This window comes from Gordonia sihwensis NBRC 108236, assembly GCF_000333035.1.
Classification (GTDB): Bacteria; Actinomycetota; Actinomycetes; order Mycobacteriales; family Mycobacteriaceae; genus Gordonia; species Gordonia sihwensis.
This window is the reverse complement of the sequence record NZ_BANU01000021.1, coordinates 1-19,495: the sequence shown is the minus strand read 5'-3', so window position 1 is coordinate 19,495 and position 19,495 is coordinate 1. Positions and strand designations below refer to the sequence as shown.

Sequence of the window (19,495 nt, the reverse complement as noted above, 5' to 3'; positions counted from 1 at the left end):
GCATTTCGGATGCCAACTAGCACTCTACCCATGAGAGTGCCAGCACATCAAGGGCCCCGGTGTCCGAGCCGGTCGCGGCAGCTCAGAGCTTGCTGATCTGCACGCTCATCCCGGGATCGGTCGCCACGGTGAGAGGCGACGGAGGGGCGCCGCCACCGATCACGTGGGCTCCCAGGGTGGCGACCATGACGCCGTTGTCGGTGCACAACCTCGGCTTCGGCACGCGCAGTTCGATACCCGCGGCGGCGGTCCGCTCGGCCGCGAGCGACCGGATCCGCGAATTGGCGGTCGCACCGCCGCCCAAGACCAGGGTGTCGACGCCGCGATCACGGCATGCGCGCAGCGCCTTGGCGGTCAGCACATCCGCGACCGCCTCCTGGAACGACGCGGCGACGTCGGGCACCGACACGGGGGCACCCGACCGGACCCGGCCCTCCACGTATCGCGCGACGGCCGTCTTGAGACCGCTGAAGGAGAAGTCGTACGGCGCGTCGCGGGGCCCGGTCATGCCGCGCGGGAACGCGATCGCGGCGGGATCGCCGTCACGGGCGGCCGCGTCGAGTGCGGGACCCCCCGGGTAGCCGAGATCCAGCAGCCGCGCCACCTTGTCGAAGGCCTCCCCCGCGGCGTCGTCGACGGTGGTGCCCATTTCGACGATCGGCTGTGACAGGTTCTGCACGCCGAGCAGATGCGTGTGCCCGCCGGAGACCAGCAGCGCCACCGCGGGCGGCATCGGACCGTGCTCGAGGGTGTCGACCGCGACATGTCCGCCGAGGTGATTGACCGCGTACAGCGGCACATCCCAGGCCAGCGCGTACGCCTTGGCCGCGGCGACGCCGACCAGCAGGGCTCCGGCGAGTCCCGGTCCGATCGTCACCGCGATGGCGTCGGGCCGGTCGATCCCGGCCGCCTCACGCGCCCGCTGCATCGTCGGGACCATCGCCTGCAGGTGGGCCCGCGAGGCGACCTCGGGGACCACGCCGCCGTACCGCGCGTGCTCGTCCACGGACGATGCCACTTCGTCGGCCAGCAGCGTCGCCGTCTCGCCGTCCCATTCGACGACACCGACTCCGGTCTCGTCGCAGGAGCTCTCGATACCCATCACGATCATGAGGTCGCGTGCCCTTCCGGCCGGTGATTGCCCGGTTCGTCGTTGCTGTGTTCGCCGCTGCTGTGTTCGTCGCCGTCCCGGCGCGCGGCGCGCACCATCGTGTACGCGTCCGCGCCGGACGGCTGATAGTAGTTGCGTCGCACTCCCGCCACCTCGAATCCGCTGCGCTCGTACAGCGCGATCGCCGGGACGTTGTCGGTGCGCACTTCCAGGAATACCGGCGCGTGGACGGCGTCGGCAACCCGCAGCAACGCGTCGAGCAGAGCCCGCCCGTAGCCGCGCCCCTGGCAGGCGGCGTCGACCGCGATGGTGTGCACCTCGCACTCGTGGTCGCCGGCACGGCCCAGCACGCTGATACCCGCGTAGCCGGAGACCGGGGCGCCCGGGACGGTGCGCACCGCGAAGTAGGTGTTGTGCGGCGCCCGCAGTTCGGCGACGAAGCCGGTCAGCGGCCACGGCGAATCCGTGGCGAAGAGTTCCCGCTCGATCTCGGCGCATCGGGCCAGGTCGGAGGGAGTCAGTTCGTCGACGACCGGGCCGGGGCCCTCACTCATGTGTCGCCGAGGGCAGCAGCGACTTGCGCTTCTGGTCCTTGAGTTCGACGGCGTCCGGGCGGCGCAGGTACAACGGCGTCAGAGGCTCGGCCGGAGCCCGAGCGGTGAGTCGCTCGGCGGCGACGGCGACCAGCGAGGCCGGGGTCGGTGTGACCAGGTCGGCGCCCGCCGCGCCGAAGCGCTCGGTGAATCTGCTCTCCCCCACCACGTCGGAGAGCGTGCGCCCCGCCAGTTCCGCGACCAGCGTGTCGGGTGAGTCGACGGCCGGTCCCGCGACACGCCGACCGGCCTCGTACAGCGCCCAGTACACCTCGCGGCGACGGGCATCGGTGAGCACCAGTCGCGTCCCCGCCTCCGGCGCAGGCGTGCCGCGGTCGATCGCATCGAGGGTGCACACCCCGTAGGCGGGAAGGCCGAGCGCGTCGGCGTACGCCGCTCCGGTGGCCATTCCGACGCGCAGCCCGGTGAACGGTCCGGGACCGCAACCGACGACCACGGCGTCGAGGGCGTCGCCCGCCACACCCGCCTCGGCGAGCACGTCCCGCATCAGGGTCGTGAGCACTTCGGCGTGACGGCGCTGATCGGTCACGATCCGCTCCGCGAGCGTCACGGGCCCCTCGTCGCGCAGTTCCACCACGCCGGTCACCACGGCGGAAGTCGCGGTGTCCAGCGCCAGAGCCCGAATCGGCGGCTGCGCGGTCATCGGTTCACCCACTCCCAGGTCGCATGTCGTGTCTCGGTGTCGTCGTCGCGGCGCAGCCGGACGATGAGGTATTCGTCGACGAGTCGCTCCACGACGCCTTCGCCCCATTCGACCACGACCACGCTGTCGTCGAGGTCGGTGTCGAGATCGAGGGCGTCCAGATCGTCCAGGCCGCCCAGCCGGTAGGCGTCGACGTGGACCAGGCCGGTGCCGCCGGGCACGCCGGGAGCGTGCTGACGAGCGATGATGAAGGTCGGCGACGAGACACGGCCGGCCACGCCGAGCCCGGCGGCGATACCGCGCGTCAGCGCCGTCTTCCCCGCACCGAGCGGACCGTCGAGGATCACCAGATCCCCCGGGCCGAGGTCGGCGGCGAGCTCGCGGCCGAGGTCTTCGGTGTCGGCTACCTCGGGCAGGTCGCGGGTTCCGGAGGTGCGCTGCGGCGTCATCCCTGTCGCTCCGATCGTGCGTGCTTGTCCGAACGCGCGCGGCCGGAGAGCCGCCACGGCAGCACCGGCCGGCCCAGCGCCAGGCGCGACCGCGAGACCAGGTCGTCGATGGCGTCGGTGACCAGCTCCGGGTCCTCCATGGGGAGCATGTGCCCGCAGCCCTCCGCGATGACCATGCGGGAGTCGTGACCGAGCTGTCCGTACATGCTCAGTGAGTTCGGCAGCGGCGTCAGCCGGTCCTCGTCGCCGCACATCACCACCGTCGGTACCTGAGCGAGCACCGGCAGCGCCGTCGCCTCGTCGTGGCTCTCCAAGACGTGCAGGAAGTTCACCATGGTCGCGATCGACGTGTTCTGAATCATCGACTCGACGGCGTGGCCGGCGCGCGGGCTGTAGTGGTCGTGGCCGAAACTCGCCGCGACGAGCACCGGTTCCACCGCCCGGCGCGTGATCCCCCGGCCGGCCTGCACGGCGCCCGGGATGTAGCGGACCGACAGGCGCAGCGCATCGACGATCGGGTTGTTGAGTCCTTCGCCGAGCCCGGCCTCGGTGATGCCCCTGGCCGCCGTGGAGACCAGTGCGACGCCCGCGATGCGACCGCTGTGAGAGAACATCCGCGAATGACGTCGCGCGAACGACATGATCGACATCCCGCCCATCGAATGGCCCACCAGAACCACCGGTCCGGTCGGCGCCATCGTGCGGATCACCGCGGCGAGGTCGTCGCCGAGCTGCGCCATCGTAGAGCTCTCGGCGGACGCCGGGTCGCTCGCTCCGTGGCCGCGCTGGTCGTAGAAGACCATCTTGATGTGCCGGCCCGCCCAGCGCTCGGCGAGACCGAACCGCTGGAAGTGCCAGGCCGCCATCCGCAGGGTGAACCCGTGCACGAAGACCACGGTCAGCTCGGGCGTCGCGGTGCGCCCCCACTTGCGGTCGCCGCGCACGTCGGGACCGCCGGTGAGCACCGTGCGGACCGCGAGACACACGCCGTCGTCGGCGGTGACCGTCGCAGCTTCGTCGGCGTAGATCGCTTTGAAGTCGACGCCCGCATGCGGATCGATCCGCCCGTCGGCCTTGCGGAGCTTGCGGCGGCGGAAGGCGCCGCCCGCCGTCACCGCGCCGAGCGAGCGCGCCTCCGACAATCCCGAGCGCCATGCGGCCTTCCGTCGCGGCTTCGCACGCTCGCGGTCAGGCATCGACGTCTCCCCCGGGACCGCCGACATACCGTCGCACCGCGCGCGAACCGATTCGGGAGATGATCTCGTAATCGATCGTGCCGATGGTGTCGGCCCAGTCGGTCGCGGTCGGCACCGGCGCGCCGCCCGCGGCGCCCGCGGGTCCGAACAGCACGGCCCGGTCGCCCTCGGCGACGCCGCCGCCGTCCGGTCCGAGGTCGATCACCAGCTGATCCATGCAGACCCGCCCGACGTTCGGGAAGATCCGGCCGTTCACGTGCACGCCGAACCGGCCGGACAGCAGGCGCGGAACTCCGTCCGCGTAGCCCGCGGGCACCACGCCGAGAACGGTGTCGGCGGGAGCGACCCACGTGTGGTTGTAGGAGACGCCCTGCCCGGCCGGAATCCTCTTGACCAGCGAGATCCGCGTCTCCAGCGTCATCGCCGGAATCAGCCCGAAGTCGCCGATGTCCGGGACCGGCGAGTAGCCGTAGATCGAGAGTCCCGGACGGACCGCGTCGCGCGCCAGGTCGGGCCGGGTGAGCGCCGCCGGAGAGTTCGCGATGTGCACCAGCTGCGGCCGTACGCCGCGCGCACGCAGGTCGGCGACGGCATCGTCGACACGCTGCGCCTGCTGTGAGTTGAGCGGATGGTCGGGCACGTCGCCGAAGGCGAGATGACACATCACACCGTGCAGGCTGATCGCGCCCTCCGCACATGCGGCAGCCACCGCGTCGGCGGTCTGCGCCCATTCCTCCGGGCTGACGCCGCTGCGCGCGAGCCCGGTGTCGAGCTTCACCGTCACCGTGGCGGTCCGGCCGAGTCTGCGCGCCTGCGCCAGCACCAGCTCCAGCTGCCGCGGCGAGGAGACGGCGATGTCGATCCCGTCGGCGATCGCCCCGGCGAAATCGGCCTCCGCGGTGTGCAGCCAGGCGATCAGGTGCCCGTCGATGCCGGCGGCGCGCAGTGCGCGGGCCTCGCTGATCTGCGCCACACCGAGCGCGATGGCACCCGCTCCGAGCGCGGTGCGGCCCACGGCGACCGCCCCGTGCGCATAGCCATCGGCTTTGACCACCGCGATCACATCGGAGCCCGAGCGCTCCCGCAGGACGCCCACATTGTGGGCGATGGCGTCGAGATCGACAGTGGCGTAGAGGTTAGCGTGCGAGTCCATCGCACCTATTCTCGCAAATCCAGCAGACGGCGGAGCGTCGGCGCGACCGCGTCGCGCAACGCGGCGGCGCTGATCGGCGCTCCCCCGCTCGCGAGCGCGGCGGCGCGCGCGTGCACGCGGGCAGCGCAGACGCCGGCCGAACGAGCGGGGAGTCCCGCCGCCAACAACGATCCGGCGATGCCGGTGAGCACGTCGCCCGCCCCGGCGGTCGCGGCCCAGGACGACTCCGCGTCGTTGCCGCTGACCCGACCGTCCGGGTCGGCCACCAGGGTGATCCGGCCCTTGAGCAGCACCGTCACCCCGAGCCTCTCGGCCAGGCCGCGCACTGCGCTCAGCCGGTCCGGCCCCGGTTCGGCTCCGGCGAGCCGGGCGAACTCCCCGGCGTGCGGCGTCAGCAGCGTCGGTGCGGTCCGATCCGCCAGAAGCTCGGGCGCACGCGCCAGCACGGTGAGCCCGTCGGCGTCGACCAGTGTCGGAAGGTCGGTCCCGAGCACATCTGCCAGTAGATCGTGTGCTTGCTCACCCGTGCCGATTCCGGGGCCGATCGCCCACGCCTGGACTCGCCCGGCATCGGCGACGGTGGACGCCGCGACCACCTCCGGCGACTTCGCCAGCACCTCGTCGACCGCCGGACCGACGTAGCGGGTCATGCCCGATGTGGCGGCCACCGCGGCCGAGGTGGCGAGCACCGCAGCCCCCGGGAACACCGCGGACCCGGCGATCACGCCGACCACGCCCTGCGAGTATTTGTCGTCGCCCGGCCCGGGAAGCGGCCACAGCGCGGCCACCTCCGCATCGCTCGGACTGGTCACCTGTGCAGCCGGTACCGGGATGCCGATGTCGGCCACCACCACCCGGCCGCAGGCCGGCGCGGCGAGCAGGTGGGCGAGCCTCGGCGCCCCGAAGGTCACGCACACGTCGGCCCGCACCGACGGTGTGTTCACCACGCCGGTGTCGGGATCGACGCCGGACGGAAGGTCGACGGAGAGCACCGCCGCGCCCGTGTCCGCGATCCGCGCGAAGACCTCCGCAGCCGGCGGTCGCAGCGGGCCGCGGCCGCCGAGCCCCACCACGGCGTCGACGGCGATGTCGAGTCCGTCCGGCACGGTGGCGCTCACGCGGCCGCCGGCGCTCCGGAACGCCGCCAGGCCCGCACCGTGCGCGTGATCGGGATCGAGCAGGAGTGCGTCGACACGGACGCCGCGCCGCCGCAGACGAACGCCGGCGTAGAGCGCGTCGCCGCCGTTGTTTCCCGCGCCGACCACCAGCAGCACCCGCCGGCCGTAGACGCCGCCGGTCCGCTCGCGCAGTTCGGCGCTCACCTGCGCCGCCACCGCATTCGCGGCACGGGCCATCAGCACACCGCCGCTGAGCAGATCGCCGGTCGCGGCTTCGGCGTCCCGGATCTGCGCGGCGGTGTAGTAGCCGGTCACCACGAGGTCCTCATCGCTATTCGACGGTGACGGACTTGGCCAGGTTCCGCGGCTTGTCGACGTCGTAGCCGCGCGCCTGGGCGACGGTGGCTGCGAACACCTGCAACGGGACCGTCGAGACCAGCGGCTGCAGGAGGGTCGCGGTGTGCGGGATCGGGATCAGATGGTCGGCGACCTCCGCCGCCGCGGTGTCCGTGGCCTCGGCGATCACGATCGTCCGGGCACCGCGCGCCTGGATCTCGCGGATGTTGCTGATCATCTTGGAGTGCAGCAGGGCCCGGCCCTCGGGGGACGGCATCACCACGATCACCGGCAGCCCGTCTTCGATCAGGGCGATCGGGCCGTGCTTCAGCTCGCCTGCCGCGAAACCCTCGGCGTGGATGTACGCGAGTTCCTTGAGTTTGAGCGCGCCTTCCAGCGCCACCGGGTAGCCGACGTGCCTGCCGAGGAACAGGATCGTGTCGGCCGAGGCGAGGCCGCGGGCGAGCTCTCGGACGGGCTCCATCTGCTCGAGCACCTTCTCGACCGCGGCCGGGATCTGTTCCAGTGCCTCGAACTCGCGTGTCACCTCGTCGGCGTACTTGGTACCGACGGCCTGAGCCAGTGCGAGGCCCACCATGTAGGCCGCGGCGATCTGCGCGAGGAAGCACTTGGTGGACGCGACCCCGATCTCGGGGCCGGCGTGGGTGTAGAGCACGGCGTCCGATTCGCGCGGGATCTGCGCGCCGTTGGTGTTGCAGATCGCCAGGACGCGGGCCTTCTGGTCCTTGGCGTGGCGTACGGCCTCCAGGGTGTCGGCGGTCTCGCCGGACTGGCTGATCGCCACCACCAGCGTCGACCGGTCGAGCACCGGGTCGCGGTAGCGGAACTCGCTGGCGAGTTCCACCTCGACGGGCAGTCGGGTCCAGTGCTCGATCGCGTACTTGGCGATCAGTCCGGCGTGGTAGGCGGTGCCGCAGGCGACGACGAAGACCTTGTCGACGTCGCGCAGGTCCTGATCGCTCAGGCGCTGTTCGTCGAGCACGATCCGGCCGTTGCGGAGGTGACCGATCAGGGTGTCCGAGAGCGCCGCGGGCTGCTCGGCGATCTCTTTGAGCATGAAGTAGTCGTAGCCGCCCTTCTCCGCGGCGGCCAGGTCCCAGTCGATGTGGAACGGGGTGCCGCCGGTCGGGTTGCCGTCGAAGTCGGTGACCGCATAGGTGTCGGCGGTGATGACCACGACCTCGTCCTGGCCGAGTTCGATCGCGTCGCGGGTGTGCTCGATGAACGCCGTCACGTCGGAGGCCACGAACATCTCGCCGTCGCCGACCCCGACGACCAGCGGGGTGGACCGGCGTGCGGCGACGATGGTGTCCGGGTGGTCGGCGTGGGTGAAGACCAGGGTGAAGGCGCCCTCCAGACGCCGCAGCGTGGCGTACGCGGCGGCCACGAAGTCGCCCGCGTGCCGGCCCGACGTGTATTCGCGCTCCATCAGATGCACCGCGGTCTCGGTGTCGGTGTCGGAGGAGAATTCGATGCCGGAGTCTTCGAGTTCGGCACGCAGCGGCGCGTAGTTCTCGATGATCCCGTTGTGCACGACGGCGATCTTGTGGTCGGTGCTGAGGTGCGGGTGCGCATTGCGATCGGTCGGTTGACCGTGCGTGGCCCAGCGCGTGTGGCCCATACCGGTGTGACCGGTGAGCGCCGCACGGCCGACTTCAGCGATCTGCTTGTCGAGGTTCTCCAGCCGGCCGGCCTTCTTCTCGACCGTCACCGCACCGTTGCCGTCCAGGATCGCCACGCCGGCCGAATCGTAGCCGCGGTACTCCATCCGGCGGAGGGCGTCCACGACGATGTCGAGCGCGTCGCGCTTGCCCACATATCCCACGATTCCACACATGGGTACCAAGAATAGCGTCAGGCGGAGCGTGGTTTAGCGCCGAGCAACTGGGACACGGTGTCCAGTTCGGGACGGTCGGCGGACTCGAGGTCGACGGCGAGCGCGTCGCCCATGGTGAGCTCGGGGTCGGAGAAGGCGGCGTACTTCTCGTCGCCGGTCAGCCGATGCAGGAAGAAGCCGGTCAGCTGCGCCCGAACCGCCTTGTGGACGGCTCGATCGGCGCCGTTGATGCCGATTAGGGACTTGACCGAGGGCGTCTCGACGAGGTCGCCCGCGTCCGCTCCGGGGAGTGTGCGCAACACCACATCGCCTGCGACGTTCTCCGCCAGGTCGAGTGCGTTGCCGGTCATCGACGCCAGGTGTCCGCTGCCTGCCAGCACCAGCGACGGCACCCGGACGGTCGCGGCCGCGGCAGGCAGGTCGGCGGTGGTGGGCGCGGGGAACACGGTCGCCAGCGCCTTGACGTTCATCGGCGGCCTGCCCAGCAGCACGGCGTCGGATGCGGCCCGGACCGCGGCTGCGGCACCGAACCCGTGTCCGGCGAGCCCGATCCGGTTCGGATCGACGCGGACCCGGCCGGTGCCGAGTTGCACGCTTCCGGCGACGGTCGCCGCGGCGCGCAGGTCGGTGCCCAGGGAGATGTCGGACGGGAACGGGCCCCGGCTGCCGTCGGGCGCGGCCGCCACGATGCCCCATGAGGCGAGGTGGAACAGCAGATCCCGGTAGCGGGCACTTCCCACCAGCCAGCCGTGCGCGAACGCCACTGCCGGAAGGTCGCTGCCGGTGCGTGGTGCGAAGATCTGACCGGACATGCCGACTATCCCGAGATCGCCGCGATCGACCTTGTTGGGTCCGCGGCGCGCGAGTTCCTTCATCAGCTTGTCGGGCGGAGGCGCCACGACCTTGTTGTTCCCGAACACGGCTCCCACCCTATGACATCGATCGCGGATAGGACTCGGTGCCGACCGATCACCGTCCGCGCGTGCGCGGCCGCGCCGCGTCGAGTCCTGCGGCCAGCATCAGCCGCCCGAGCACGGCGTCGGCCGCATCGGCGTCGGCGCGCAGCCGGGCGCGGAGCCGCTGGACGCGCACCGGATCCTCGCGCGGTGCGGGCGCCGCCGCTGCCAAACGGTCGCGGTAGCGTCGGCCGGCCTGTTCGAACCCGCTCGCGGATTCGGCGGACAATGCCTCGAGTCGGTTCTCCGGAGACGTCACCGCAGATCCGCCAGTACGAGTTCGCCCGCCGAGCCGGTGTCGGTCGTCCATGCCGAGGCCACCTCCGCGAGGGCTGCGGCGATGGCGTCGGCGGCCAGCGCCCCCGCGGAGTCGGCGTAGTCAAGACGCGCATGCACTTCGGCTCGCAGTTCGCCTTCGGTGACCGCGCCGGCATTCAGAGCGGCAGGTACCGCGTCGAGGTCCACCCCGCCCAGCCTGCGACGGGACACCGTCTCCAGTACCGCCGCGTGGCGTGCGAGCACCTCTTCGAGGACCCGAGCGGCGTGGGTGGTCACGGCCGCCCCCTGCGTCAGCCGGCTCCGCAGATCGGCGACGTCGCCTGCCACCACCCGTACCGCGCTGCCCGCCGCGTGTCCGGATCTGCCGGACCATTCCCCGACCGTTGTCGCCGTCGCACCCGCTGCTCCCTCCGCGCGGGCGAGGCGGTCGGCCAGGTCGCTCAACCGTTGCGCATCCGCCACGAATGCCGGCATCCGAAACTCGTCCACCGCTGAATGAGGCCGGCGTACGGCCGCCTCGTCCACCGCGGTCAGGCCCAGTTCCCGGCAGGCGGCGATCACCGTCGCGAAACCGTCCGCGCACGAGCCCGTCATGCCGGCCGGCCCGTCGCCCACGACGCCGCGGCCGACTCCGCGTCGGCGAACGCCGCACCGGCCCGCCCCAGATCCGCGGCCACCGCGTCCACCGCGACTCCGCAGCCACGGAGCCGGGCGGCGAGATCGAGGAGCCGGTCCAGCGTGGCGTCCGCCGCACGACGCGGCGGACCGTGATCGGCCCAGTCGCACATCCCGCCGCCGTCGAGTTCCGCGGCGCATTCCGCGAGCGTCGTCACGATGTGCTGCTGGGCGGCGGTGAAGTCCGCGAGTTGGTCCAGATCGACGTGGATCGAGTCATTGCTTCCGGCGTCCATGCCTATTGGACGCACGCGCCGCCCGCACGGTTCCGCGACACGCCGAAAATGTCGCGTCCCCGACCGGGTCGGGCGTGTCTATCGCGGGGTGCTGGTCAGACGCCCGCGACCACAGCGGCCACGCGTTCGGCGATTCCGCGCGCCGACTCGGGGGTCTGCGCCTCCACCATCACCCGGACGAGTTGCTCGGTTCCCGACGGACGCAGCAGGATGCGCCCGCATCCGTCCAGTTCGGACTCGGCGGCCGCTACCGCGCTGAGCACCTCTTCGGCGACTGCGACGGCGTGTTTGTCGGAGACGGGGACGTTGATGAGCTCCTGCGGCAGAACCGTCATCACCCCGGCCAGATCGGCCAAGCGCTGTCCGGTCTGCGCCACCCGCGCGGCGAGCATGAGACCGGTGAGCACTCCGTCGCCGGTGGTTCCGACGGCCGGGACCACGATGTGGCCGGACTGCTCACCGCCGAGGGCGTAACCGCCCGAGCGCAGTTCCTCGAGGACGTAGCGGTCGCCCACGCCCGTCACCTTGAGCTCGATTCCCGCGCTCTTCATCGCCAGGTGCAAGCCGAGGTTGCTCATGACGGTGGCCACGAGGACGCCGTCGGTCAGGTGGCCCGCCTCGTGCATCGCCAGCGCCAGGATCGCCATGATCCGGTCGCCGTCGACCACCGAACCGGTCGAGTCGACCGCCAGGCACCGGTCGGCGTCACCGTCATGGGCCAGGCCGAGGTCGGCGCCGTACTCCAGGACGGCGGCCCGCAGTTTGTCCATGTGCGTGGAGCCGCACCCGTCGTTGATGTTGAGGCCGTCGGGCTCGGCGTGGATCGCGATGACCTTGGCGCCGGCGGCCTCATACGCGCGGGGAGCCACATGGGACGCCGCACCGTGTGCGCAGTCGACCACGAGCGTCAACCCGTCGAGCGAGGTCGGGACCGACTCGGCCAGATGAGCGAGGTAGCGTTCGGCGGCGTCCTGGGCGTCGCGGATCCGGCCCACACCGGCGCCGGTGGGACGGGGCTGGTCGGCGTGCATCGCCGCCTCGATCTCGTCCTCGACGTCGTCGGGGAGTTTGTGGCCGCCCGCGGCGAAGAACTTGATGCCGTTGTCGGGCATGGGATTGTGCGAGGCGGAGATCATCACTCCGAAATCCGCCCGATAGTCAGCCGTCAGAAAGGCGACGGCCGGGGTGGGGACCACTCCCACCCGGATGGCGTCGGCGCCCGCCGCGGCCAGACCGGCGCACAGCGCGGCCTCCAGGAGTTCGCCGGAGGCGCGGGGGTCACGTCCGACGACGACGCGCGGACGGGAACGAGCGTTTGCACCGAGAACGCGAACGGCGGCCGAGGCCAGGGCCAACGCCAGCTCTGCGGTGAGCTGGTCGTTGGCCCGGCCTCGGACGCCGTCGGTGCCGAAAAGGCGAGCCACAGTAGCCGAAGCGATCAGCGCTTGCTGTACTGCGAGGCCTTGCGGGCCTTCTTCAGGCCGTACTTCTTACGCTCCACAGCACGCGCGTCGCGGGTCAGGAAGCCGGCCTTCTTCAGTGCCGGACGATCCTCGGGGCTGACCTCGATGAGGCCGCGCGCGATGGCCAGACGCAGCGCGCCCGCCTGACCCGACGGGCCGCCGCCGACCAGACGAGCGTGGATGTCGAAGGCGTCGGTGCGCTCGACGGTGACGAGTGGAGCCTTGATGAGCTGCTGGTGCACCTTGTTCGGGAAGTAGTCCTCGAGGGTGCGGCCGTTGAGCGTGAACTCGCCGGTGCCGGGCACCAGGCGGACCCGGACGATGGCCTCCTTGCGGCGGCCCACGGTCTGGATCGGGCGGTCGAGCACGACCGGTCCGCGAGTGGCGGTCTCGGTCTCGACGACCTCGACGGACTCCGTGGTGTAGCTGCCGTCCTCGTTCAGGGTCTCTTCTTCGATGACCTCGACGTCGACGTCGTTCAGGTTCTCGTTGGTCACTGGGCCACCTGCTTGATCTCGTAGTTGACCGGCTTCTGCGCGGTGTGCGGGTGGTTGGGGCCCGCGTAGACCTTGAGCTTGCCTGCGATGGCGTTGCCCAGCTTGTTCTTCGGGAGCATGCCCTTGACGGCGCTCTCGACGACGCGCTCGGGCTTGGTGGCCAGGAGCTCGCCGATGCTCTGGGACTTCAGGCCGCCCGGGTGACCCGAGTGGCGGTAGAGACGCTTGTCGGTCAGCTTGTTGCCGCTGACGGCGACCTTCTCCGCGTTGATGATGATGACGTAGTCGCCGCCGTCGACGTGCGGGGCGAACGTGGGCTTGCCCTTGCCGCGGAGCAGGTTGGCGCTCGCGACGGCGAGGCGGCCGAGCACCACGTCGGTGGCGTCGATGACGTACCACTCGCGGGTCACGTCACCGGCCTTCGGGGTGTAGGTAGGCACAGTAGTCCTCTTTTGAACTCGTTTGCTGCTGGTCAGGCACTTCTGCAGAGCGTGCTCCCGGCGACCAGTGGGGACCCGGGCACTCTGTTGACGCAGGGCACCAGCGATCTAGCTTACGCGGGCTCGTCGACGCGGGTCAAAACGCGCGTCCGGCTGGGTCCGTATCGTCGAGAGCATGACTTCAGTGATCAGCATCGGTCCCGGCGACGGCGCCCTCACCCTGCGCACCGGCGTCGCCGGGCGGGCGGCGCGGACCGGCCACAGCTTGACGATCGGGTTCGACGCGTGGCGAGCCGACATCGCCTTCGACGGCGACACTCCGGTCTCCGTGGCGCTGCGGGTGGACGTCGACTCCCTGCAGGTGCTCTCGGGCGAGGGCGGGCTGACTCCGATGACCGGTCCGGAACGGCTGGTCGCGCGCGCCAACGCTCTCAAGTCGCTGAAATCGTCCGCCTTCCCCGAGATCGTCTTCCGGGCCGGCGACGTGTCGGCGAGCGGCGACGGCTACCGGTTGTCGGGCGATCTGACGATCTGTGGAGTCACCGAGCCCCACACCGTCGACGTGGCGGTGGACGGCAGCACCGTCTCCGGGCAGTCCGCGGTGACGCAGACGACGTTCGGGATCAAGCCGTATTCGCTGATGATGGGCGCCCTGAAGGTGGCCGACGAGGTGGTCGTGACGCTGGAGGCGTCGGTCACCGTCTCCTAATCGCTCACCACACGCAGGGAACCCACGGCCCCGCGGCACGGACCGTCCACCGACTCCTCCCCCGTGCCCGTCTGACAACCGATGCTGATCTGCGTGCCGCTCTCGACGGCCACGTACCAGGCCACGGGAGAACCCGACGCCGGCGTCTCGCGATACCCGATCACGCGACGGCCCGCATAGCTCACGTCGGCCGCGAACTCGGCCACCGCGTCGTCCCCGCGCTGCGCGATGCGGTTCCGCAGGCTCTCCGCGACCGTCGCGACGGTGGAACCGCCCCGCAGCCGCGAGACTACGACGATCAGCCGCCTGCCGTCGTCGGGGGCCGCGAACACCGTGCGGCTTCCGGCGGTCGCATCGTCCCCGTCACTGCGCCGCCACTGGCCCGGAACGGCGAGTTCGGCCCGGCCCACCCGGACTGTCTGCTGCGCGGACCGCTCCGGCCGCGGCCAATGCGCCCACCCGGCGGTCGCGGCTGCGGCCAGCACCAGCACCGCGGCGACGACTGCCGGCGCGCGCAGTCCCCGGCGCGACGCGGCGATCGGCGGCGCGGGCAGGCCGGCGAGCAGCTCGGCGGCGCTCACCGGACCGAGCCGACCTCCGTGCCTGGTCAGAACCGTTCTGTCGACGGCCATCGCGCGTACACCGAAGGCTTCGAGCAGCAACCGCTGGGCGGCGGCGACCGATTCCGGATCGGGACCGTCGACGAAGACCGCGTCGGCGGCGCGCAGCGGAGCCGACCACCCGGGTTCGGCCGATATCCGGCGCGGGAGGTCCACCGCGCCCCGCCCCAGCGACCACCGGCCGTCGGTGCGCGTCACCGTGTGCACGCTCCAGTGTCCGCCGGTGGCCGGCAGCATCCGGGTCTCCACCACGGCGCAGCGGTGCACGGTCGCGTCGGCGTGCGAAGCGGCGATCGCCACCGCCCGTGGAACGGGTTCGGCGGCGGCGCCCACGGAGGCGAGTTCGCCGACCAGAGCCTCGGTGCGGACCGGTCCCCACACGGTGGGCAGCAGGATCCGGGAGGCGCCGGCGGCGCGCCGCATCACCTCGCGCAGCGCCTGCCGGGCGAGGGCCCGCCGTTCGGCGCAGTCGATGTCCTCCAGCAGCGTCGTCAGGTCCACGGTGCCGCCGGGACCGGTCACACGTCCGTACGCGAGATCGATCACCGGGCCGCTCACGCCCGTTCTCCCAGCGCGACCTGGACGATCTCCGGCGACCGGTTGCGCGACACCAGTTCGCCGCGGCCGGCCGGCAGCCGCTGCAGGCGGTGCCTGCCCACCACGTAGCCCTCGTCGGGGTCGCCGTTCATCAGGAGGACATCGCACGAGAGGTCGCGCAGACAGGCGATCAGCGGATCGAACAGCGCTCGGCCGACACCGCCGGATCGGCGCGTGAGGATCAGCCGGAAACCGATGTCGCGACCGTGCCCGAGCAACTCGATCAATGGCGACAATGGATTCCCGGACGCCGTGGCGACGAGGTCGTAGTCGTCGACCACCAGATAGACGGTGGGCCCCGACCACCTGCTGCGGTCGACGAGTTGTTGCGGTGTCACGTCGTCGCCGGGCAGCCGCGCGGCGAAGTACTCGGCGAGTTGCGCCATCATCGGCCGCGCCGTGCGTTCGGAACTGGCGTAGCCGCCCAGATGCGTCTCCGGCACCTCTCCGAGCAGTCCGCGACGGTAGTCGACGAGGACGAGCTTGACTTCGTCCGGATCTCCGCCGGCCACCAGTCCGCGGACCAGCGTGCGAAGCGTCTCGGTCTTGCCCGATTCGACGTCGGCGAACACCAGCAGGTGCGGCTGGGCGTCGAAGTCGAGGACGCACGGCCCCAAGTCGGTCTCCGACAGCCCGAGCGCTACCGTACCGGCCCGCGTCCCGGCTCCCTGCGCGGCGACGGTCTCCGCGAGCACGGAACCGTCCACCACTCGTGCGAGAGTCCGCACCTCCGGAGCCCGGCGATCGCCGTATTCCCGCGCGACGGCCTCGACCAGCTTCGCCGTTCCGGCGGACACATCGGTCGCGTCGGCGACGCCGTCCACCCGCGGCAGCGCCACCAGTAGGTGCTTCTCCTGCGCGGTCAGCCCGCGGCCCGGCCGTCCCTCCGGCACTCCGGCCGCGGCGCGGCGGCTCATCTCGGAATCGAGGGCGTCACCGAGCCGCAGTTCCACGCGACCGGCCATCAGGTCCTTCATGGCGGGCCGGATCTCGCCCCACCGCGACGCGCTGACCACCACGTGCACGCCGTACGCCAGCCCCGTCGAGACGAGGGCGTCGACCTTCTCCTCCAGCGCCTCGAAGTCGGCCCGGAGCACGCCGATCCCGTCGATGACCAGGAAGACGTCGCCGTACCGGTCGTCGGCGAAGCGGCCCGCAGCGCGCGCCGCGCGGTACTCCCGCATCGACTCGATGCCGTGCTCGGCGAAGCACGCCTCCCGGCTCGTCTTCACCGCCAGGATCTCGGCGAGCGTGCGGCGGATCCGGTCGTGCTGGACTCGGGTGGCCACCGAGCCGACGTGCGGCAGACCATCGAGTGCGGCGAGCGTGCCGCCGCCGAAGTCCAGACAGTAGAACTGCACCTGTTCGGGGGTGTGGGTCCTGGCGGCTCCGCAGATCAGGGTGCGCAGCGTGGTGGACTTGCCCGACTGCGGACCGCCCACGACAGCGACGTGCCCGGCCGCACCCGCGACGTCGAGCCATGCGGTGTCGCGCCGCTGCTCGAACGGCAGGTCGATGACCCCGTACGGAAAGGTCAAGGTGCCGGGTGCGGTGTCGCGTGCCAGCGCATCGAGGGTGATCGCCCGCTCCAGCGGCGGCAACCACACCCGATGCGGGGTGCGGCCGTGCCCGGCCAGTGCCGCGACCACCGTCTCGAGCACCGTCGCGGACGGACCCTCGTCGGCCTGGCCGTCCGGCTGCTCCGTGGCCGGTTCGGCGAGCGGGACCTCCGCGGTGGTGAACGCGACCGGCCGGGTCTGCGCACACGACGCGGAACCGGCAGACGGCCCCGCCGGTGGTCGATAGGGGCCGGAGACGAAGCACGTGTTGAAGCGTGTCGGCGCCGACGAATCGCACTTCAGGTAGGCCGCGCCGGGCGCACTCGGCAGGTGATAGGCGTCGGGGACGCCCAGCACAGTCCGGGACTCGTTGGCGGAGAAGGTCTTCAATCCGATCCGGTACGAGAGATGACTGTCGAGCCCGCGCAGCCTGCCCTCCTCGAGACGCTGGGACGCGAGCAGCAGGTGGATGTGCAGGGAGCGCCCCAGCCGGCCGATCGCCACGAACAGGTCCGCGAATTCCGGTTTCTGCGCGAGCAGTTCGGAGAACTCGTCGACGACGATGAAGAGGGCGGGCAGCGGGTCGAGCGGCGCCCCCGCCCGGCGGGCCTGTTCGTAGTCGGTGACATTGGCGAAGTTGCCTGCGGCGCGCAGCAGTTCCTGACGGCGGTTCAGTTCGCCGGAGAGTGCGTCGCCCATCCGGTCCACCATCGCGAGTTCCTGCTCGAGGTTGGTGATCACCGCGGCCGTGTGCTTGGCCTGCTCCAGACCGAGAAAGGTGGCCCCGCCCTTGAAGTCGACCAAGACCAGGTTCAACTCGTCCGGGGAGTGCGTCGCGATCAGCGCGAGGACGAGGGTGCGCAGCAGTTCGCTCTTGCCGCTGCCGGTGGCGCCGATGCACAGCCCGTGCGGCCCCATTCCGCCGTGCGCGCTCTCCTTCAGGTCAAGGTGCACGGGAGCGCCCTCCGGGGTGTAGCCGATCGGCACGCGCAGTCGTTCGGCACCGAGGCGCCCGCGCCAGGCCGACTCCGGGGTGACGCGGCCCGCGTCTCCCAGACCCAGCAGTGCGGGCAGTCCGGGATCGCTCGCGAGAACCGGCGTGTCGAGATCGAGCAGGGCGTCGAGCGACGCCGGGCGGTACCGGGCGAGCCTGCGCGCGACGGCTTCGGCGCACGGCCCGGACAGCCGGTCGGCGACGGCGAACTCCTCCAGTCCGGCGGCGGTGCGGGCGGCGACACGACCGCCGGACACCGTCAGCTGCAGCCCGCGACGCACCGCCAGCGGGCTCGGCGCGGTGCCCAGACTCACCACTGTCACGCCGTCGAGGCCTACGCCGCCGATCAATTCGTCGTCCACATCGACTCGATCGGTGTCGACCACGATCAACAGATGGGACGTCGCCGGAGAGTCGGCCGTCCGGCTGAAACCCGCTCGGGCCGCGAGATCGGCGGCGAGGTCGTCGCCGAGGGCGCCGAGCGTCGGGTACACCATGCGCACGGCACCGAGCCCGTCCCGACGAGCCGGATGGCCGATGTGCGGCAGCCACTTGACCCAATCCCATTCGGCGTCGAGCGGATCGTCGGCGACGACCGCGATCCGCAGGTGGTCCGGACCGTGCAGTACGGCCAACGAGCACAGCATGAACCGCAGCAGGGCGCGCACCTGCACCGGATCCCCGAGCAGGCTGACCGCCGGGAATCCGCGCAGCGCGATCGCCGTCGGCAGTCCGTCGACGGCCGCATGCGCGGCAGCGAAACGTCTCAGCGCCACCGCCGACACCGGCTCCAGGTCGTCGCCCGGCGGCGTCTCCGGCGGCACCAACGCGGTCGCGAGGCGGTGTGTCCCGCGGCCGACGCGGACATGGCCGAAGTCGTCGTCGGTGAATCTGCGCTCCCACATCCGGCGGCCCCCGACCAGGCCGATCAACGCTCCCGGATCCGGATGCCGCCACTGCGCCGATTCTCGTTGCGCTGCAGCCGTTTCGGCGACATCGTCGCGAAGCTGCCCGAGATGGCGCAGATAGTCCTTGCGGTTCTCATTCACCTCGGCTGCCCGCTCGGGACCGCCTCGCCCGCCGGATGCCAGCATTCCCACCATCGACATCACCATCATCAGCGGGAACATCAGAAACATCGGATTCGCCAGTGCCCCAGCGCCTCCGGTCATCACCATCATGGCGACCATGCCGATGACGGCGACCACCATGACCACCGGCAGAAGCCGCACCAGCAGATTCGGCGGCACTGCGCGCGACAGCTCCGGCGGCGCGGTCAGCTCGATCTCCCCGTCCGGCGGAGCCTCCACGACGATCCGCGGACGACGCGCGAAACCGATTGTTGCACTGCCCATTCGAGCCCCCCAGCTCTGATTCGGCCGCCGCGTGAGGCCGGTTGAGCGATTTCCCCCAATCGCTGACCGCGACGACTCCCGACATGGTTATCTCGACGACGTCCTCGCCTCACGGGCGATGGAAGAGGTTGTATCAGGAACCTTGGGGGAAGGTTTGCCGAATGACCGTGTTGACCGAACCGGACATGATCCGGACATCGATCGTGGGTGGGAGCACTCAACTCGACGCAGGCCTTCCGGCCGGCGTGCCGATCGCGGCGCTGATGCCCGATCTTCTCGACGCTCTGCGGGTCCGGGTGGACGACAGCGCTGAACCCGCGAACTGGACACTCGCCCGCATCGACGGAACCGCCTTGGCCGCCGAGCACACTCTCGCGCAGTGCGGGGTGTGCGACGGCGATCTGCTGGTGATCCGCACTGCGCCGGCCGATGCCGGGACGGTGCTGATCGACGACGTCGCCGACGGTGTGGCGGCGGCTCTGCAGCGGGACCGCTTCGGCTGGTCGTCGGACGCCTCACGCATGGTGAGCTATCTGGTCTTCCTGGTCGCGGTGGTCGGGGCCGTCCCGGCCGGCCGCTGGGCGGCGGCCGCCGGCGACGCTCCGGTGGTCCTCGCGGTCTCGGCCCTGGGTGCGGC

At 71.2% G+C, this 19,495-nt stretch carries 19 protein-coding genes; 2 read left to right on the top strand and 17 right to left on the bottom strand.

Translation table 11 applies throughout. The features are described 5' to 3' along the window. Positions 1–82: 82 nt before the first annotated feature. The 15 genes from tsaD to rplM form a co-directional block, all read right to left on the bottom strand. The gene (gene tsaD / locus GSI01S_RS13680) at positions 83–1,111 is read right to left on the bottom strand and encodes a tRNA (adenosine(37)-N6)-threonylcarbamoyltransferase complex transferase subunit TsaD (RefSeq protein ID WP_006897173.1); all 1,029 of its coding nucleotides are present in this window, start codon (positions 1,109–1,111) and stop codon (positions 83–85) included. Beyond that, on the bottom strand, positions 1,108–1,665 hold the full coding sequence (gene rimI, locus GSI01S_RS13675) for a ribosomal protein S18-alanine N-acetyltransferase (protein WP_006897172.1): 558 nt from the start codon (positions 1,663–1,665) through the stop codon (positions 1,108–1,110). The genes tsaD and rimI overlap by 4 nt, the downstream gene beginning before the upstream one ends. Further along, positions 1,658–2,368, bottom strand: a complete 711-nt coding sequence (gene tsaB, locus GSI01S_RS13670) for a tRNA (adenosine(37)-N6)-threonylcarbamoyltransferase complex dimerization subunit type 1 TsaB (protein ID WP_006897171.1) — start codon at positions 2,366–2,368, stop codon at positions 1,658–1,660. The genes rimI and tsaB overlap by 8 nt, the downstream gene beginning before the upstream one ends. Then, complete coding sequence (tsaE, locus tag GSI01S_RS13665; protein ID WP_006897170.1) at positions 2,365–2,817, bottom strand: tRNA (adenosine(37)-N6)-threonylcarbamoyltransferase complex ATPase subunit type 1 TsaE; 453 nt, start codon at positions 2,815–2,817, stop codon at positions 2,365–2,367. The genes tsaB and tsaE overlap by 4 nt, the downstream gene beginning before the upstream one ends. Beyond that, positions 2,814–4,013 (bottom strand): alpha/beta fold hydrolase, encoded by a 1,200-nt coding sequence (locus GSI01S_RS13660; protein ID WP_006897169.1) that lies wholly within the window; start codon positions 4,011–4,013, stop codon positions 2,814–2,816. Before GSI01S_RS13660 ends, tsaE begins: the two co-directional genes overlap by 4 nt. After that, positions 4,006–5,166, bottom strand: a complete 1,161-nt coding sequence (alr, locus tag GSI01S_RS13655) for an alanine racemase (protein ID WP_006897168.1) — start codon at positions 5,164–5,166, stop codon at positions 4,006–4,008. The genes GSI01S_RS13660 and alr overlap by 8 nt, the downstream gene beginning before the upstream one ends. Positions 5,167–5,171: 5 nt before the next feature. Further along, a complete protein-coding gene (locus tag GSI01S_RS13650) occupies positions 5,172–6,602 on the bottom strand; it encodes a bifunctional ADP-dependent NAD(P)H-hydrate dehydratase/NAD(P)H-hydrate epimerase (protein WP_006897167.1) in 1,431 nt (476 codons plus the stop codon). Between the two features lie 13 nt (positions 6,603–6,615). Beyond that, complete coding sequence (glmS, locus tag GSI01S_RS13645) at positions 6,616–8,478, bottom strand: glutamine--fructose-6-phosphate transaminase (isomerizing) (protein WP_039867719.1); 1,863 nt, start codon at positions 8,476–8,478, stop codon at positions 6,616–6,618. Between the two features lie 17 nt (positions 8,479–8,495). Next, positions 8,496–9,398 (bottom strand): alpha/beta hydrolase family protein, encoded by a 903-nt coding sequence (locus GSI01S_RS13640; RefSeq protein WP_006897165.1) that lies wholly within the window; start codon positions 9,396–9,398, stop codon positions 8,496–8,498. 49 nt (positions 9,399–9,447) lie between these two features. Beyond that, complete coding sequence (locus GSI01S_RS13635) at positions 9,448–9,693, bottom strand: hypothetical protein (protein WP_006897164.1); 246 nt, start codon at positions 9,691–9,693, stop codon at positions 9,448–9,450. Then, positions 9,690–10,307, bottom strand: coding sequence for a hypothetical protein (locus GSI01S_RS13630; RefSeq protein WP_101841721.1), 618 nt, complete (start codon positions 10,305–10,307; stop codon positions 9,690–9,692). The genes GSI01S_RS13635 and GSI01S_RS13630 overlap by 4 nt, the downstream gene beginning before the upstream one ends. Further along, the gene (locus tag GSI01S_RS13625) at positions 10,304–10,624 is read right to left on the bottom strand and encodes a hypothetical protein (RefSeq protein WP_006897162.1); all 321 of its coding nucleotides are present in this window, start codon (positions 10,622–10,624) and stop codon (positions 10,304–10,306) included. Before GSI01S_RS13625 ends, GSI01S_RS13630 begins: the two co-directional genes overlap by 4 nt. 95 nt (positions 10,625–10,719) lie before the next feature. Next, positions 10,720–12,048 (bottom strand): phosphoglucosamine mutase, encoded by a 1,329-nt coding sequence (glmM, locus tag GSI01S_RS13620; protein ID WP_006897161.1) that lies wholly within the window; start codon positions 12,046–12,048, stop codon positions 10,720–10,722. Between the two features lie 14 nt (positions 12,049–12,062). Further along, complete coding sequence (gene rpsI / locus GSI01S_RS13615) at positions 12,063–12,584, bottom strand: 30S ribosomal protein S9 (protein WP_006897160.1); 522 nt, start codon at positions 12,582–12,584, stop codon at positions 12,063–12,065. Beyond that, a complete protein-coding gene (gene rplM, locus GSI01S_RS13610; protein ID WP_006897159.1) occupies positions 12,581–13,024 on the bottom strand; it encodes a 50S ribosomal protein L13 in 444 nt (147 codons plus the stop codon). Before rplM ends, rpsI begins: the two co-directional genes overlap by 4 nt. A 175-nt stretch (positions 13,025–13,199) precedes the next feature. On the opposite strand from rplM, the gene GSI01S_RS13605 reads away from it, so the two are divergent. Continuing rightward, positions 13,200–13,733, top strand: a complete 534-nt coding sequence (locus tag GSI01S_RS13605) for a YceI family protein (protein WP_039867718.1) — start codon at positions 13,200–13,202, stop codon at positions 13,731–13,733. On the opposite strand, the gene GSI01S_RS13600 is transcribed toward GSI01S_RS13605, so the two are convergent. Both GSI01S_RS13600 and GSI01S_RS13595 read right to left on the bottom strand, forming a co-directional pair. Then, positions 13,730–14,911: a type VII secretion-associated protein gene (locus GSI01S_RS13600; RefSeq protein WP_006897157.1), complete on the bottom strand. Its 1,182-nt coding sequence runs from the start codon at positions 14,909–14,911 to the stop codon at positions 13,730–13,732. The genes GSI01S_RS13605 and GSI01S_RS13600 overlap by 4 nt on opposite strands. Further along, the gene (locus GSI01S_RS13595; protein ID WP_006897156.1) at positions 14,908–18,858 is read right to left on the bottom strand and encodes a type VII secretion protein EccC; all 3,951 of its coding nucleotides are present in this window, start codon (positions 18,856–18,858) and stop codon (positions 14,908–14,910) included. Before GSI01S_RS13595 ends, GSI01S_RS13600 begins: the two co-directional genes overlap by 4 nt. Before the next feature lie 161 nt (positions 18,859–19,019). Here GSI01S_RS13595 and GSI01S_RS13590 point away from each other — a divergent pair. Next, a partial coding sequence (locus GSI01S_RS13590) for an EsaB/YukD family protein (protein WP_006897155.1) occupies positions 19,020–19,495 on the top strand: 476 nt, incomplete at its 3' end.

Coding starts and splice junctions, on each gene's coding strand:
- GSI01S_RS13660 (WP_006897169.1), bottom strand. CDS start 4,013: ATGCCTGACCGCGAGCGTGCGAAGCCGCGACGGAAGGCCGCATGGCGC.
- tsaB (WP_006897171.1), bottom strand. CDS start 2,368: ATGACCGCGCAGCCGCCGATTCGGGCTCTGGCGCTGGACACCGCGACT.
- tsaD (WP_006897173.1), bottom strand. CDS start 1,111: ATGATCGTGATGGGTATCGAGAGCTCCTGCGACGAGACCGGAGTCGGT.
- GSI01S_RS13605 (WP_039867718.1), top strand. CDS start 13,200: ATGACTTCAGTGATCAGCATCGGTCCCGGCGACGGCGCCCTCACCCTG.
- GSI01S_RS13595 (WP_006897156.1), bottom strand. CDS start 18,858: ATGGGCAGTGCAACAATCGGTTTCGCGCGTCGTCCGCGGATCGTCGTG.
- GSI01S_RS13625 (WP_006897162.1), bottom strand. CDS start 10,624: ATGGACGCCGGAAGCAATGACTCGATCCACGTCGATCTGGACCAACTC.
- tsaE (WP_006897170.1), bottom strand. CDS start 2,817: ATGACGCCGCAGCGCACCTCCGGAACCCGCGACCTGCCCGAGGTAGCC.
- GSI01S_RS13630 (WP_101841721.1), bottom strand. CDS start 10,307: ATGACGGGCTCGTGCGCGGACGGTTTCGCGACGGTGATCGCCGCCTGC.
- alr (WP_006897168.1), bottom strand. CDS start 5,166: ATGGACTCGCACGCTAACCTCTACGCCACTGTCGATCTCGACGCCATC.
- glmS (WP_039867719.1), bottom strand. CDS start 8,478: ATGTGTGGAATCGTGGGATATGTGGGCAAGCGCGACGCGCTCGACATC.
- rimI (WP_006897172.1), bottom strand. CDS start 1,665: ATGAGTGAGGGCCCCGGCCCGGTCGTCGACGAACTGACTCCCTCCGAC.